The organism is Rhodococcus sp. PD04 (assembly GCF_035918275.1).
GTDB classification, from domain to species: Bacteria; Actinomycetota; Actinomycetes; order Mycobacteriales; family Mycobacteriaceae; genus Rhodococcus; species Rhodococcus rhodochrous.
Genome location: NZ_CP142143.1, coordinates 3,388,930 through 3,404,194, shown reverse-complemented (window position 1 = coordinate 3,404,194; position 15,265 = coordinate 3,388,930). Strand labels below are relative to the sequence as shown.

12 protein-coding genes are annotated in these 15,265 nt (G+C 66.6%); 8 read left to right on the top strand and 4 right to left on the bottom strand.

The genetic code is table 11. The features are described from left to right. The first annotated feature begins 105 nt into the window (after nucleotides 1-105). The 5 genes from U9J23_RS15700 (at nucleotide 106) to U9J23_RS15680 (ending at nucleotide 8,207) form a co-directional block, all read left to right on the top strand. The gene (locus U9J23_RS15700; RefSeq protein ID WP_006550390.1) at nucleotides 106-336 is read left to right on the top strand and encodes a redoxin NrdH; all 231 of its coding nucleotides are present in this window, start codon (nucleotides 106-108) and stop codon (nucleotides 334-336) included. A gap of 110 nt (nucleotides 337-446) precedes the next feature. After that, nucleotides 447-899 (top strand): class Ib ribonucleoside-diphosphate reductase assembly flavoprotein NrdI, encoded by a 453-nt coding sequence (nrdI, locus tag U9J23_RS15695; RefSeq protein ID WP_106199297.1) that lies wholly within the window; start codon nucleotides 447-449, stop codon nucleotides 897-899. Nucleotides 900-982: 83 nt separating this feature from the next. Next, nucleotides 983-3,148, top strand: a complete 2,166-nt coding sequence (nrdE, locus tag U9J23_RS15690; RefSeq protein ID WP_442802252.1) for a class 1b ribonucleoside-diphosphate reductase subunit alpha — start codon at nucleotides 983-985, stop codon at nucleotides 3,146-3,148. A 653-nt stretch (nucleotides 3,149-3,801) separates the two neighbouring features. Then, nucleotides 3,802-4,812: a class 1b ribonucleoside-diphosphate reductase subunit beta gene (nrdF, locus tag U9J23_RS15685; protein ID WP_272267211.1), complete on the top strand. Its 1,011-nt coding sequence runs from the start codon at nucleotides 3,802-3,804 to the stop codon at nucleotides 4,810-4,812. 158 nt (nucleotides 4,813-4,970) lie between these two features. Further along, nucleotides 4,971-8,207 carry an arabinosyltransferase domain-containing protein gene (locus tag U9J23_RS15680; protein WP_085468479.1) on the top strand — a complete coding sequence of 1,079 codons (3,237 nt, stop codon included), beginning with the start codon at nucleotides 4,971-4,973 and terminating at the stop codon, nucleotides 8,205-8,207. Here the strand turns inward: U9J23_RS15680 and U9J23_RS15675 are convergent. The 3 genes from U9J23_RS15675 to U9J23_RS15665 are packed head-to-tail and all read right to left on the bottom strand — an operon-like array spanning nucleotide 8,201 to nucleotide 10,836. Then, complete coding sequence (locus tag U9J23_RS15675) at nucleotides 8,201-8,674, bottom strand: NUDIX hydrolase (protein ID WP_059380736.1); 474 nt, start codon at nucleotides 8,672-8,674, stop codon at nucleotides 8,201-8,203. The two genes, U9J23_RS15680 and U9J23_RS15675, sit on opposite strands and share 7 nt — an antisense overlap. A 49-nt stretch (nucleotides 8,675-8,723) precedes the next feature. After that, a complete protein-coding gene (locus U9J23_RS15670) occupies nucleotides 8,724-9,782 on the bottom strand; it encodes an iron-siderophore ABC transporter substrate-binding protein (protein ID WP_059380737.1) in 1,059 nt (352 codons plus the stop codon). Nucleotides 9,783-9,828: 46 nt separating this feature from the next. Continuing rightward, nucleotides 9,829-10,836, bottom strand: coding sequence for an ABC transporter substrate-binding protein (locus tag U9J23_RS15665; RefSeq protein ID WP_059380738.1), 1,008 nt, complete (start codon nucleotides 10,834-10,836; stop codon nucleotides 9,829-9,831). Nucleotides 10,837-11,105: 269 nt separating this feature from the next. Here U9J23_RS15665 and ctaD point away from each other — a divergent pair, with 269 nt between their 5' ends. From ctaD to U9J23_RS15650, 3 genes are all read left to right on the top strand, one after another. Further along, nucleotides 11,106-12,866, top strand: a complete 1,761-nt coding sequence (ctaD, locus tag U9J23_RS15660; protein ID WP_072740429.1) for an aa3-type cytochrome oxidase subunit I — start codon at nucleotides 11,106-11,108, stop codon at nucleotides 12,864-12,866. A 172-nt stretch (nucleotides 12,867-13,038) separates the two neighbouring features. After that, a complete protein-coding gene (gene serB / locus U9J23_RS15655) occupies nucleotides 13,039-14,268 on the top strand; it encodes a phosphoserine phosphatase SerB (protein WP_059380740.1) in 1,230 nt (409 codons plus the stop codon). Then, complete coding sequence (locus tag U9J23_RS15650) at nucleotides 14,261-15,106, top strand: peptidyl-tRNA hydrolase (protein ID WP_442802251.1); 846 nt, start codon at nucleotides 14,261-14,263, stop codon at nucleotides 15,104-15,106. Before serB ends, U9J23_RS15650 begins: the two co-directional genes overlap by 8 nt. On the opposite strand, the gene U9J23_RS15645 is transcribed toward U9J23_RS15650, so the two are convergent. After that, entirely contained in the window at nucleotides 15,063-15,251 is a 189-nt protein-coding gene (locus U9J23_RS15645; protein WP_218775620.1) for a GNAT family N-acetyltransferase, read from the bottom strand. The genes U9J23_RS15650 and U9J23_RS15645 overlap by 44 nt on opposite strands. Between the last annotated feature and the right edge of the window lie 14 nt (nucleotides 15,252-15,265).

The following is a 15,265-nucleotide window of genomic DNA, read 5'->3' as shown; positions in this document are numbered from 1 at the left end:
CCGACGATCTCTCGGGGAAGCGGGATCGGACGGATGAGTGGGCTTCCGGGTAACGCACAGCAGTCAGTCGTCAGGCCGCCCACGGCCGTCGGAAAAGGGGCATTCATGAACATCACCGTCTACACCAAGCCTGCCTGCGTCCAGTGCACCGCCACCTACCGCGCCCTCGACAAGGCCGGCATCGAGTACGACGTCGTCGACATCAGTGAGAACCCCGAGGCCCGCGACTACGTCATGGCGCTGGGATACCTCCAGGCGCCCGTCGTCGTCGCCGGCGACGACCACTGGTCGGGCTTCCGCCCCGACCGAATCAAGGCGCTCACCGTCGCTGCCTGAGCCCGGGCCGCGTTCGCGGCGGCCCGATCGTCGTCGTCTCCGGGCGGACGTGTTCTTCCGTGTCCGCCTCGGGCCGGTCTTCGCAATCGAATGAAGAGTGGTGACTACCGATGGCTTCGCTGGGGTCGATCCCGGGAACATCGCTGGTGTACTTCTCGAGTACATCCGAGAACACCCACCGATTCGTGCAGAAACTCGGGATTCCGGCCAGCCGTATCCCGCTGCACGATCGTGAGGGGAATTTCGAGGTCCACGATCCGTACGTGCTGATCGTGCCGACCTACGGTGGCGGGACGACCGCCACGGGCCGTGATACCCGCTACGTTCCCAAACAGGTCATCCGATTCCTCAACAACGAGCACAATCGGGGCCTGATCCGCGGTGTCATCGCGGCGGGTAACACCAACTTCGGCGACTCGTACTGTTTCGCGGGAGACATCGTCTCGCGCAAGTGCAAGGTGCCGTATCTGTACCGGTTCGAGTTGATGGGCACGACCGACGACGTCGAGCGTGTCCGCGACGGTCTCGCCCGATTCTGGGAGTCCGTTCTCCAGAACGCCTGAGCCACATCCGTATCCGTATTCGACGCGCGTCGCGGACGTGACTGCGCGGCCGTTTCCTAACTCCGACAAGTGGGGACAGCACTGTGACCATTACCGATCCCGCTCCCGCCACGAGCGCACACCTCGACGATTCGATCAAGGATCTCGACTACCACGCGCTCAACGCGATGTTGAATCTGTACGGCCCCAACGGCGAGATCCAGTTCGACAAGGATGTGGCCGCCGCCCGCCAGTACTTCCTGCAGCACGTCAACCAGAACACGGTCTTCTTCCACAACCTCGACGAGAAGCTCGACTATCTCGTCGAGGAGAACTACTACGAGCCCGAGGTGCTCGAGAAGTACTCGCGTGCGTTCGTCAAATCGCTGTTCGAGCACGCATATTCGAAGAAGTTCCGGTTCCCGACCTTCCTCGGTGCGTTCAAGTACTACACCTCGTACACGCTCAAGACGTTCGACGGCAAGCGCTACCTCGAGCGCTTCGAGGACCGCGTGTGCATGGTCGCGCTGACGCTCGCCGACGGCGACGAGATCCTCGCCCGGCACCTCGTCGACGAGATCATCTCCGGTCGTTTCCAGCCGGCCACCCCCACCTTCCTCAACTCGGGCAAGAAGCAGCGCGGAGAGCCCGTCTCGTGCTTCCTGCTCCGCATCGAGGACAACATGGAGTCGATCGGCCGCTCCATCAACTCCGCACTGCAGCTGTCCAAGCGCGGTGGCGGTGTCGCCTTGCTGCTCAGCAATATTCGTGAGCACGGCGCCCCGATCAAGAAGATCGAGAACCAGTCCTCCGGCGTCATCCCGATCATGAAGCTGCTCGAGGACTCCTTCTCCTACGCCAACCAGCTCGGTGCCCGTCAGGGTGCCGGTGCGGTCTACCTGCACGCGCACCACCCCGACATCTACCGCTTCCTCGACACCAAGCGTGAGAACGCCGACGAGAAGATCCGCATCAAGACCCTCTCGCTGGGTGTCGTCATCCCCGACATCACGTTCGAGCTGGCGAAGAAGAACGAGGACATGTACCTGTTCTCGCCGTACGACGTCGAGCGCGTCTACGGCAAGCCCTTCGCCGACATCGACGTCACCGAGAAGTACTACGAGATGGTCGACGACAAGCGCATCCGCAAGTCGAAGATCAAGGCGCGCGAGTTCTTCCAGACCGTCGCCGAGCTGCAGTTCGAGTCGGGCTACCCGTATGTCATGTTCGAGGACACGGTGAACCGGGCCAACCCGATCGCCGGCAAGATCACGCACTCGAACCTGTGCTCGGAGATCCTGCAGGTCTCGACCCCCTCGGAGTTCAATGACGACCTGTCCTACAGCCATGTGGGCAAGGACATCTCGTGCAACCTCGGTTCGCTGAACATCGCGAAGACGATGGATTCGCCCGACTTCGCGCAGACCATCGAGGTCGCCATCCGCGGCCTGACGGCCGTCTCCGACCAGACGACGATCTCGTCGGTGCCGTCGATCGAGCGGGGCAACAACGAATCCCACGCCATCGGCCTCGGTCAGATGAACCTGCACGGCTTCCTCGCCCGCGAGCACATCTTCTACGGGTCCGAAGAAGGCGTCGACTTCACGAACATCTACTTCTACACGGTGCTGTTCCACGCCCTCCGTGCGTCGAACAAGATCGCGATCGAGCGCGGCTCGTACTTCAAGGGCTTCCCGGAGTCGAAGTACGCCTCGGGTGAGTTCTTCGACAAGTACACCGATCAGGTGTGGGAGCCGGCGACCGAGCGGGTCCGTCAGCTGTTCGCCGAGTCGAACATCGCGATCCCCACGCAGCAGGACTGGCGCGAGCTGAAGGAGTCCGTGCAGAAGCACGGCATCTACAACCAGAACCTGCAGGCGGTTCCGCCCACCGGTTCGATCTCGTACATCAACCACTCGACGAGCTCGATCCACCCGGTCGCGTCGAAGATCGAGATCCGCAAGGAGGGCAAGATCGGGCGTGTCTACTACCCGGCGCCCTACATGACGAACGAGAATCTCGAGTACTTCCAGGACGCGTACGAGATCGGCTACGAGAAGATCATCGACACCTACGCTGCTGCGACGCAGCACGTCGACCAGGGTCTGTCGCTGACGCTGTTCTTCAAGGACACCGTCACCACCCGCGACGTGAACAAGGCGCAGATCTACGCGTGGCGCAAGGGAATCAAGACCCTGTACTACATCCGCCTGCGGCAGATGGCGCTCGAGGGCACCGAGGTGGAGAACTGCGTCTCCTGCATGCTGTGAGGCGAAGGATTTTGCCGCCAGATCGGCGGTGAGAAAGAAGTGAGGGGTTCGACTGCTCCAACAGTCGAACCCCTCATAGCCTCGGCGCGCGAGACTGCCTATCCAGAAGTTGAGCGTACACGAGTTGAACCTGGGAAGAGTCCCGGGGCTCAGTCGAGGCGTAACCACCTCAGGAGGTGGTCGGTATGACTCGACGAGTCAACCGAAGCGCAATAAGTGGTCGATTTGTCAGTAAGGCTTCCGCCGCGAGATGGCCTTCGAAAACCATCAACGAAGCGGTCGGAAGTGGCACATCGAACCAGCGTTCGGTTACGAGGTCGGCTTCGACCGGCCGGTTCGTGACCAAGCGTAAGGGCGGCGACGACCCACAAGGGACGGTCACCCAGCGCGTCTGACTGTAACCCGTAGGTGGAGGATGGGGTGCTCCCATCCTCCACCTACTCCTGTCTCAACCCCAAAAACCGTTGACGAACTCGAATGGCATTACTGGCAACGACTTTCGCTGCAAAATTCGCGGAATACTTACCTGTGGGGCTACTATCCGTAGTACTACTACGTCGAGCCGGATGCTGCATGAATCCCGGCTTTCGTTCGGATGGCGCGGTCGATTGGCTACGCCACAGTGAGCAAGTTGAGCCAACAGGGAAAGGTAAATGACTACTTCCGCACCCCGTGCGCATTCGCCAGCCGACGGCACACGCGTAAAGCTCATCGATCGCGTCTCCGCGATCAACTGGAACCGCGTCCCCGACGACAAGGACGCCGAGGTCTGGGATCGCCTCACCGGCAACTTCTGGCTCCCGGAGAAGGTGCCCGTCTCCAACGACATCCAGTCGTGGGGAACGCTCACCGAATACGAGCAGGAACTGACGATGCGGGTCTTCACGGGCCTGACGCTGCTCGACACCATCCAGGGCACGGTCGGTGCGGTCTCACTCATTCCCGATGCGGTCACCCCGCACGAGGAAGCGGTGCTGACGAACATCGCGTTCATGGAGTCGGTGCACGCGAAGAGCTACTCGCAGATCTTCTCGACACTGTGCTCGAGCCGCCAGATCGACGACGCCTTCCGGTGGTCGGAGGAGAACGAGCACCTGCAGCGCAAGGCGCAGATCATCCTCGACTACTACAAGGGCGACGACCCGCTCAAGCGCAAGGCCGCCTCGACACTGCTCGAGTCGTTCCTGTTCTACTCGGGCTTCTACCTGCCGATGTACTGGTCGTCGCGGGCCAAGCTCACCAACACCGCCGACATGATCCGCCTGATCATCCGCGACGAGGCCGTCCACGGCTACTACATCGGCTACAAGTACCAGCGCGGACTCGAGACGATCACGCAGGCCGAGCGCGACGAGCTCAAGGACTGGGTCTTCGAACTGCTCTTCGAGCTGTACGACAACGAGACCCACTACACGGCCGACCTCTACGACCAGGTCGGGCTCACCGAGGACGTCAAGAAGTTCCTGCGCTACAACGCGAACAAGGCGCTGATGAACCTCGGTTACGAGGCGCTGTTCCCGAAGGACGAGACGGACGTCAACCCGGCCATCCTGTCGGCGCTGTCGCCGAACGCCGACGAGAACCACGACTTCTTCTCCGGCTCCGGTAGCTCCTACGTGATCGGCAAGGCCGTCGTCACGGAGGACGAGGACTGGGACTTCTGACGTAGACATTCTCCGTCACCGGCCCGAACGCATCGATCCCGCACACCGGCGCAGCAGCGCCCGGGTGCGGGATCGTGTGCTTTTCGCGGCCCGGCCCGTCACCGATAGCATCGCTCCTCGTGACCGAGACAAGAGAAGCGTCGGGCTCGCCTCGGCCGGTGACAACCGAACGCGCGCCTTCGGGCGGGCGAGCAGTCGACCAGCGGACCCGTCTGTGGGCGGTGCTCGCCGCCGTCGTGGGGATCGCCGCATCGATCGCGATGCCGTTCCTGCCCGTGACACAGACCACTTCGACCATCGACTGGCCGCAGGGCGGGAGCAACGCCGGCATCTCGGCCCCGCTGGTGTCCTATGCGCCGGTCGATCTCGACGCCACGATCGAGTGCCGGTCCGTGCGCGATGCGCTGCCGGACGGCGGCACCGTCTTCTCCACACTCCCCTCGGGAGCTCCCGACCGTGAGCGCTACGGACTGATCGCCCGTGTCCGGCCGGCCGGTGACGACGGGCCGGCGATGTTCGAGGTGATCTCCCGCAACACGCTGCTCTCCTCGGCACCGGTGGACGACCTGGCCGGGGACTGCTCGATCACCCTGTCCTCGAACTCGGAACGCACCGTCGCCACGATCACCGGCTCTGCCGGGGCGGCGGGGGAGCGGACCTTCGACCGCGACCTGCGGCCCCAACTGGTCGGCATCTTCACCGACCTGCCCGGACCCGCACTCGACGGTGTCTCGGTCACCGCGACCGTCGACACCCGTTTCACGACGTCTCCGACAGTGCTGAAGATCGTCGCGATGATCGTCGCGGTGGTGGCCACGGCACTGGCGTTGTGGACGCTGGCCCGGCTCGATCGCGCCGACGGTCGTCTTCACCGTCGCCTGTTGCCGGCGTCCTGGTGGTCGTTCACCCGCATCGACGCGCTGGTCGCCGGAACGCTGCTCCTCTGGCATGTCATCGGGGCGAACACCGCCGACGACGGCTATCAGCTCGGGATGGCCCGCGCCGCGGGTGAGGCCGGGTACATGGCGAACTACTTCCGGTGGTTCGGTGTGCCCGAAGCGCCCTTCGGTACCCCCTTCTACGACGTCCTCGCCCTGATGACCCAGGTCTCGACGGCGAGCATCTGGATGCGGCTACCGGCGCTGACCGCCGGAATCCTGTGCTGGTGGGTGCTCAGCCGCGAGGTCGCTCCGCGTCTCGGCGTCGCGCTGCGCCGCAACCGGCTTCCGCTGTGGACCGGGGCGCTGGTGTTCCTGGCGTTCTGGCTGCCGCTCAACAACGGACTGCGCCCGGAACCGATCGTCGCGACGGGCATCGTGCTCACCTGGTGCTCGGTCGAACGCGCGATCGCCACCCGGCGTCTGCTGCCCGCGGCGGCCGCGATCCTCGTCGCCGCGCTCACCGTGACCGCGGGACCGTCGGGCATCATCTGTTTCGCCGCGCTGATCGCCGGTGCCCGCCCCATCGCCCGCATCCTCCATCGACGGGCACAGACCCTGGGATGGCTGCCGGTTCTCGCGCCGATGCTCGCGGCCGGACTGGTGATCCTGGTGCCGGTCTTCGCCGACCAGACTCTCGCGGCGGTGCTGGAGATGCAGCACGTGCACGGTGTCGGCCCGAACGTGCCGTGGTTCCAGGAGTATCTGCGCTACCAGTACCTGTTGCAGATCACCGTGGACGGCTCGCTGGCCCGCAGGTTCGCGGTCTTCACCCTGGCGTTGTGCCTGGCAGTGGCGATCGTGGCGATGCTGCGCCGCGGTGGGCACATCCCCGGCACCGCGCAGGGTCCGTCCCGCCGCATCGTCGGCATCACCCTCGGCGCGCTGGTGCTGATGATGTTCGCGCCCACCAAGTGGACCCACCACTTCGGGATCTACGCAGGTCTGGCGGCCGCAGTGGCGATGCTCGCCGCCGTGGCCACCGGCCCCGCGGTGCTGCGTTCGCGACGCAACCGCGCCCTGTTCGCCGCGGCGGTGTCGTTCGTGGTGACCATGTCGTTCATCGGCCCCAACGGCTGGTGGTACGTCTCGAGCTACGGGGTCCCGTGGTGGGACAAGCCGCCGTCGGTCGCCGGGTTCGGCTTCTCCACCGTGTTCTTCGCGGTGACGGTCGTCGCCTTGCTGCTCGCCGCGTGGTGGCACATCCACCCCGTCGCCTCCACCCGCACCGACGTCCCGTCCCGGTTGTGGGCGGTGCCGCCGTTGACCGTCGCCGCCGCCGCGATGGTGCTGTTCGAGGTGCTGTCACTGGCCAAGGGCGCGATCTCGCAGTACCCGGGTTATTCGGTGGCACGGTCCAACTTCGACACGCTCACCGGCAACTCGTGTGCGCTCGCGAACGACGTGTTGCTCGAGACGGACCCGAACGCCTCGGTGCTCACTCCGATCGGCGCCGACACGGCCACCGCTCTCGATGCCGGAGGAGGGGACGGGTTCACGCCGGGTGGTGTCGCCCTCGATCTGACCCCGGACGACGACTCGGCCTCGGCCGGTACCGCCAACACGGTCGACACGAACGACGACCAGACCTCGACCGGCGGTACCGGAGGCACCGGCGGTGGTACCGGCAGAGTCGGAATCAACGGCAGCACCGTCGCTTTGCCGTTCGGGCTCGATCCGGCGACCACCCCGGTGCTGGGCAGCCACGGATCGTCCCTCGGTGACGTCACGAGCGCCTGGTTCCGGCTGCCCGAACCCGACGCAGCCGGTTCGCGCGGGGATCTCGTCACCATCGCCGCGGCCGGCCGGATCTTCTCCGTCGACGCCGACGGAACCGAAACCTACGGTCAGCGACTCGAACTCGAATACGGGACCACCGCGGCCGACGGCAGCGTCACCGCGCTGGGACGGGCGTTGCCGATCGACATCGGTCCGGCGCCCTCGTGGAGGAATCTGCGTGTCCCGATGGACACGCTGCCGGGCGAGGTCGACGCGGTACGGATCGTCGCCTCCGACAACGATCTCGCGCCCGAACAGTGGCTGGCGTTCACTCCGCCACGCGTGCCGCAGACGCAGACCCTGCAGCAGGTCGTCGGGAGCGACACTCCGGTCCTGCTGGACTGGGCGGTCGGGCTCAACTTCCCGTGCCAGCGGCAGATGTTGCACCGCAACGGCATCGCCGAGATCCCCGAGTACCGGATCCTGCCGGACCGGATCGGTGCCATCTCCACGGATCTGTGGCAGGACCACAACGGTGGCGGTCCTCTCGGCTGGACCGACCAGTTGCTGCGGGCCCGCACGATCCCGTCGTATCTCCATCACGACTGGGACCGCGACTGGGGAGCGATCGAGCAGTACACGCCGATCGATCCGTCGACGGAGACCGTGGAACCCGACACCGCCACGGTCACACGCAGCGGTCTGTGGAGCCCGGGTCCGATCAACACCGCCTACTGACGGAACCACGCCTCCGCACGGCCGGCGAGAGCCTTCCCGAGCCGCAGACGCGACGTCTCGGTGAGCGGTTCGGGAAGGTCGTCCGGCGCGAACCAGGCCACCTCGAGGTTCTCGTCGTCGGCGACGCGTGCGTCCCCGCCGGTCGCGCGGAGCAGGAAGCACACGTCGAGGTACTGCGCGACGTCGCCGTTGGGATAGGTGATCGGTGCCGTGACATCGACGCTCGTCAGCCGCACGATCTCGGCGGCGACCCCCGTCTCCTCGAGCACTTCCCGGACCGCGGCGACCGCCGGTTCCTCACCGGGTTCGAGGATGCCGGACACCACGGCCCACATGCCGTTGTCGGCGCGGCGGGTGAGCAGGACGCGATCACGGTCGTCCGTGACGATCGCGCTCACCCCCGGCAGCCACAGGGGAGCGGTTCCTACGTGTGAGCGGAGCTGGAGGACGAAATCGGGTATCGGCACGCCCTCGTTTCTATACCGGCAATCGTGCTGCCGCCGGTCGAGTCGGCGATCAGTTCGAATATCCGTTGAGGGTGTACGTCAGGTCGGTGAGGATCGCCCGGGCGGCGACCGGTCCGGGGGTCGACCACACGTCGTCGGCCACGGAGAACAGACGGTTGTCGCGCACGGCACCGAGGTCGAGCCACTCGTCGGTCTGCATGTAGTCCTTGCCGGCCCCGAGCCCGTCCTCACCGGCGAAGCGGACGAAGATCACATCGCCGTCGGCGGCGGCCGGGTCCTCCGTGTCGACGGCCTGCCACGGTTGTCCGTCGACCACCGCGAACCGCTGGGCCGGTGGCCGGGCAGCCCCGACGTCGCCGAGCACCTGCCCCGCGAACGACGCGGTGCCCTCGACAGTGGGACCGTCGGGCGTGAACCGGACGATCGACGCCTGCGTCTGGGACGACACGAGCTCGCGGCCCAGATCGCGCGCGGCCGTCGCGTAGTCGTCGAGCACGCGCCGCGCGGCCTCCGTGCGCCCGAGCGCCTCACCGACCCGCACGAACTGTTCCCTCCAGAAGACCGGATCGGACCCGACCAGCACGGTGGGTGCGATGCCACTGAGGGAGGCGTACACGTCCGGGGCGGTGGAGGAGCCGAGGATCACATCCGGCTGTGCGCGTTCGATCGCCGCGACGTCCGGGTTGCCCGCGGCACCCACGGGCGGGAGTTCGCCGATCCCGTAGCCGAGGTATTCCGGCCGGCCGGTGACCTCGGCGCTCGCTCCCACGACGCGCTCCCACAGGCCCAGGGCGCACACCGCGTCGAGCGCCGCGGGGTCGAGGACGACGATCCGCTGCGGGTCGGCGGGCACATCCGACCGGCCTGCGGTGTGCAGGACCGGTCGGGTGCCGGTGGTGGGCTGTCCCGGATCGAGCGGGGAGGGGAGTGCGCACGCGGTCGACGTGTCCCGGTCGATGCCCACGACCGACGCACCGGCGATGCGGGTCGTGGTGCGCACGATCTCGGACGCGTCGTCGTCGGGAGGTGTGGAGCATCCGGCCAGGGCTGTCGTCACCGCAGCGACGGCTGCGACGAGCACTGCTCGTGACCGGTGCACGGAAAACACGTCGGACCAACTCCTGTAGGACGCTGCTCGGATCGGACGGCTCAGGCTATCCGGTCGTGTGACGATCGACGCCGAAGGTGTCCGCGAGATCGTCGAGGATGCGGTGCGCACCCTGGATACTCACCGGCATCATCCACACGCTGTCGTCGACCTCGACCTTCCGTCCCTGCAGGTTCTCCCACAGCGGATTGGTGACGAAGGGTTCGGCCGCCGCCTGTGCCTTGCCGTCGCCGAGGTCGTAGGTGGTGACGAAGATGACGTCCGCCTCGGCCTCGGTGATCAGTTCGGGGCTGATGGCGTTCATGATGCTCGACGGATCCGACGGATCGGGGCCCTGGCTCGCGGGGCGGGCGAGACCGGCGTCCTCGAGCACGATGCCGCTGAACGAGGTGGTGCGGTACAGCCGCGCCGTCGGCTCACCGGCGAAGCGGACGACCGAGATCGTGGGGTTGCCCGCCTTCGCGTTGATGTCCGCGCCGATTGCCGCGGCGCGTTCCTCGTACTCGGAGATCTTCTGCTCGGCGAGGTCCTCCTTGCCGATGGCCTGCGCGACGAGACGGATGTTGTCCTTCCACGTCGGTCCGGTCGACTGGGAGAAGACGGTCGGGGCGATGGCGGACAGTTCCTCGTAGTTCTCCCCGTCGCGCACCTCCGCCGAGAGGATGAGGTCGGGTTCGAGCGCGGCCACCTGTTCGAGGCTCACGTCCGCGGTTCTGCCGACGGACACGGCGTCGGTCGCGTACTGCCGCGAGTCGCCGAGATAGTCGGGGAACTCGTCGGTGCGGTAGTCGACGTAGCCGACGAGAGGCGCTTCGAGGAGGAGGACGGCGTCGGAGTAGCTCGTGTCGAGCGCGACGATGCGGGTCGGCTCGCTCTCGATCGTGGTGGAACCGCGGAAGTGTTCGACGGTCCGGGGGAAGTCGGCGGCCGAGTCGGACGCGGTGTCGGTGGACGAGTCGTCGGAGGTGTCGGCCGAACTGCAGCCGGCGACGAGGAGTGCGGCGGTCAGCAGTGCTGCCGCGAACCGGGCGGGGCGGGAGGAGGGAACAGGCACGGGTCGTCCTTCTGTGATTGCGGGGGAAGTGCACCCTAACCCGGGCTGTTCGCGCGTGGTGAGGTCACCTGGTGTCGTCCCTGCGTGTGAGGTGCAGCACACCCTCGGATTGTGGTTGTCGGCTCCGCTCCAGGTAGCCTCGCGAGTCGAGTACGACAGTGAGTAGGACCCGGAGGGCGACCGTTTCGGGGAGGGTCTACGATTCGATGAGCGCAAGCCAGAGACCGTTCGCCTCCAGCCCGAGGTCGAGCGCGCATTCAGGAGGATTAGTGACTGCCGTAGCGCCCCAGCCAGTCCCAGAGATAGCTGCAGCAAGGCCGTACCCGCCGCGGCAGGGACCCAAGGGTTCGTTCATCTACAAGATGATCACGACCACAGATCCCAAGATGTTGGGGATCATGTACATGGTCACCTCGTTCGCCTTCTTCCTCATCGGCGGCCTGATGGCCCTGCTGATGCGCACCGAGCTCGCGGTCCCCGGCCTGCAGTTCCTGTCGAACGAGCAGTTCAACCAGCTGTTCACCATGCACGGCACGATCATGCTGCTGATGTACGCGACGCCGGTCGTGTTCGCCTTCGCGAACTACATCCTGCCGCTGCAGATCGGCGCCCCCGACGTCGCCTTCCCGCGCCTGAACGCATTCAGCTACTGGCTGTACCTGTTCGGCGCGACGATCGTCATGCTCGGCTTCGTCACCCCCGGCGGTGCAGCGGACTTCGGCTGGACGGCGTACACGCCGCTCACCAGTGAGATCCACTCCCCGGGTGTCGGTGCCGACTTCTGGATCCTCGGCCTCGGCGTGATGGGTCTGGGCACCATCCTCGGTGGCGTCAACTTCATCACCACCGTGGTGTGCATGCGTGCACCGGGCATGACCATGTTCCGGATGCCGATCTTCACCTGGAACATCCTGATCACCAGCCTGCTGATCCTGCTCGTGTTCCCGCTGCTGACCGCCGCCTTCATGGGCCTGTTCGTCGATCGTCACCTCGGTGGCCACATCTACGATCCCGCCACCGGCGGTGTGCTCCTGTGGCAGCACCTGTTCTGGTTCTTCGGCCACCCCGAGGTGTACGTCATCGCGCTGCCGTTCTTCGGCATCGTCTCGGAGATCTTCCCGGTCTTCTCGCGCAAGCCGATCTTCGGTTACACGGGTCTGGTCTACGCCACGATGGCCATCGCGGCACTGTCCATCGCCGTGTGGGCGCACCACATGTACGCCACCGGCGCCGTGCTGCTGCCGTACTTCTCGTTCATGACCTTCCTGATCGCCGTCCCGACCGGCGTGAAGTTCTTCAACTGGATCGGCACGATGTGGAAGGGCCAGATCACCTTCGAATCGCCGATGCTGTTCTCGGTCGGCTTCATCGTGACCTTCCTCTTCGGTGGCCTGACCGGTGTCATCCTCGCGAGCCCGCCGCTGGACTTCCACCTGCACGACTCGTACTTCGTGGTCGCCCACTTCCACTACGTGCTCTTCGGCACCATCGTGTTCGCGACCTACGCCGGCATCTACTTCTGGTTCCCGAAGATGACCGGACGCATGCTCGACGAGCAGCTCGGCCGCTGGCACTTCTGGCTGACCTTCATCGGTTTCCACACCACCTTCCTGGTGCAGCACTGGCTCGGTAACGAGGGCATGCCGCGTCGCTACGCCGACTACCTGCCGTCCGACGGGTTCACCACCCTGAACACGATTTCCACCATCGGTGCGTTCGTGCTCGGTGCCTCGACGCTGCCGTTCCTGTGGAACGTCTTCAAGAGCTACCGCTACGGCCAGGTCGTCACGGTCGACGACCCGTGGGGCTACGGCAACTCGCTCGAATGGGCCACCAGCTGCCCGCCGCCACGGCACAACTTCACCGAGCTGCCGCGGATCCGCTCGGAGCGTCCTGCCTTCGAGCTGCACTACCCGCACATGGTCGAGAAGATGCGCGCCGAAGCGCATGTCGGCCCGGGCAGTGACAAGCACAACGTCAACGTCCTCGAGGGTGCCGACCGTACCCCCGGCGACCATCCGCGCGCCTGAGCGCAGATCGACGATCCACCGAAGCCCCACCCGTCCACCGGGTGGGGCTTCGGCCTTTCGGTGGGGCCGGACCCGCGAACGGGAGCGACGGTTCGACCTGCAACAATGGACGAGCGAGCCGGTACGCGCGTGCGTCCGTGTGTACCTCGACAGACAAGCGATCGGAGACGTAGTGGCGTCTGACAGCACGGTGCTGGTGACCGTGACCGGACCTGACCATCCCGGCGTGACCTCGGTGCTCTTCGCAGCACTGACGCGGCACGACGTCGACCTCCTCGATGTGGAACAGGTCGTGATCCGCGGCCGGCTCACCCTCGGTGTCCTCCTCGTCTGCCCGACCGACGTCGAAGCGTTGCAGGACGAGGTCGAGTCCGCGATGGCCACCATCGGTATGCACGCCGACGTCCAGATCGGTGCCGAGCGCGGTGCCCGCACCGTCTCGACCCACGCCGTCGTGGTGCTGGGCAGCCCGGTCAGTGCCAAGGCACTGCAGTCGGTTGGCCGCACCCTCGCGGCCCAGGGCGCGAACATCGATTCGATCCGCGGCATCGCCGACTACCCGCTCACCGGCCTCGAGCTGATGATCACCGCGCCCGACACCAGCGTCGAGGCCGACGCCGCGCTGCGGCACGCCCTCGTCGAACTCGCCGCGGGCCTCGACGTCGACATCGCGGTGGAGCGCGGCGGTCTCGCCCGTCGTTCCAAGCGCCTGATCGTCTTCGACGTCGATTCCACGCTCATCCAGGGCGAGGTCATCGAGATGCTCGCCGCGCACGCCGGTGTCGAGGACAAGGTCCGCGAGGTCACCGAGGCTGCGATGCGCGGTGAGATCGATTTCGCGCAGTCCCTCGAACAACGCGTCGCGACCCTCGCGGGTCTGCCGGCGACCGTCATCGACGAGGTCGCCGAGCAGCTCGAGCTCACTCCCGGTGCCCGCACCACGATCCGGACGTTGCGTCGGCTCGGCTTCCGTTGCGGCGTCGTCTCGGGCGGCTTCCGTCAGGTGATCGACCCGCTCGCACACGAACTCGAACTCGACTTCGTCCGCGCCAACACGCTCGAGATCGTCGACGGCAAGCTCACCGGGCGAGTGGTCGGCGACATCGTCGACCGCGCCGCCAAGGCACGCGCCCTCCGTGAGTTCGCCGACGAGGCGGGCGTGCCGGTCGAGCAGACCGTCGCGGTCGGCGACGGTGCCAACGACATCGATATGCTGTCGGCCGCGGGCCTGGGCGTGGCGTTCAACGCCAAGCCGGCCCTGCGCGAGGTCGCCGACACCGCCCTGTCGTATCCCTACCTCGATGCGGTGCTCTTCGTCCTCGGCGTCACCCGCGAGGAGATCGAGGCGGCCGACCGCGTCGACGGAACCCTGCGCCGCGTCCCGATCGACGGCAGTGTCTGAGCCGGACCCCGAGTCGGTGCACACCGAGACGGCCTCCGGATCTGCGGGCACGGACCCCGAGCCGGTCTTCGACCCGGCGTCGGATCCGGGTTTCGCCGAGCGCCACGGCGTACTCACCCGCGGTTACGGGCACCGGCCCGATCCGGAGGATCCGGCGAAGGTGCAGGCGATGCCGATCGTGCTGCACATCCCCAAGGTCGATCCACCCGCCCGCAGCGCGGTGCTCGAAGCCGTCGCGATGGCTACCGTGGCACTGTGTTTCGACCCGCGGGTCGGTCCCGGCCCGGACGGCGAACCCGGCCCGTGGCAGGAACCCTTCCTCGCATGGAACGACGCGCGGATACGGAAGGTCGCCCGCCGCGCCCGCGGAGCGCACTGGCGTGCCGCGCAGGACGTCGACGGAGTCACCGTCGACCACGCCGGTGCCCAGGCCAGGGTGTTCGTGCCCGGCCCTGTGGGGGAACTGGACCCGCGCATCTCCCGCCTGCAGATCGGTGGCACCGACCTGCCCCACGACGATCCGCCCCCACCGGCGGACGGCGTTCCGGTCCTCTGGGTGCAGAAGGACCTCGAGATGACCGTCGGCAAGGCGGCCGCGCAGGTCGGTCATGCCGCGATGCTGTTCGCGGGGGCACTGGACGTCGACACCGCACGCGCATGGGCTTCCGACGGATTCCCGTGTGCCGTCCGCGATGCGGACGAGGCCACCTGGCACGAGCTGCTCGCCCGCGTGGAAGCCGGCACGGCCGTCGCGGTCCGCGATGCGGGCTTCACCGAGGTGGCCCCGGGTTCGATCACCGTGATCGCGGTGCCCGGCACGGTCGACGAACGAGCCTGACCTCGACCAGTGCCTGTCCCGCACCGCATCCGCGGTGGTCGGGCAGCACGTACAGGGTGTGGAGCCGGAGCGCGCGGACGGGAGCGTCGTCGCCGATCGGGTCGCCCGCGATCGCCTCCGCCTCGTCGGCAGTGGGAACCCGCACGCGGAATCCACCGG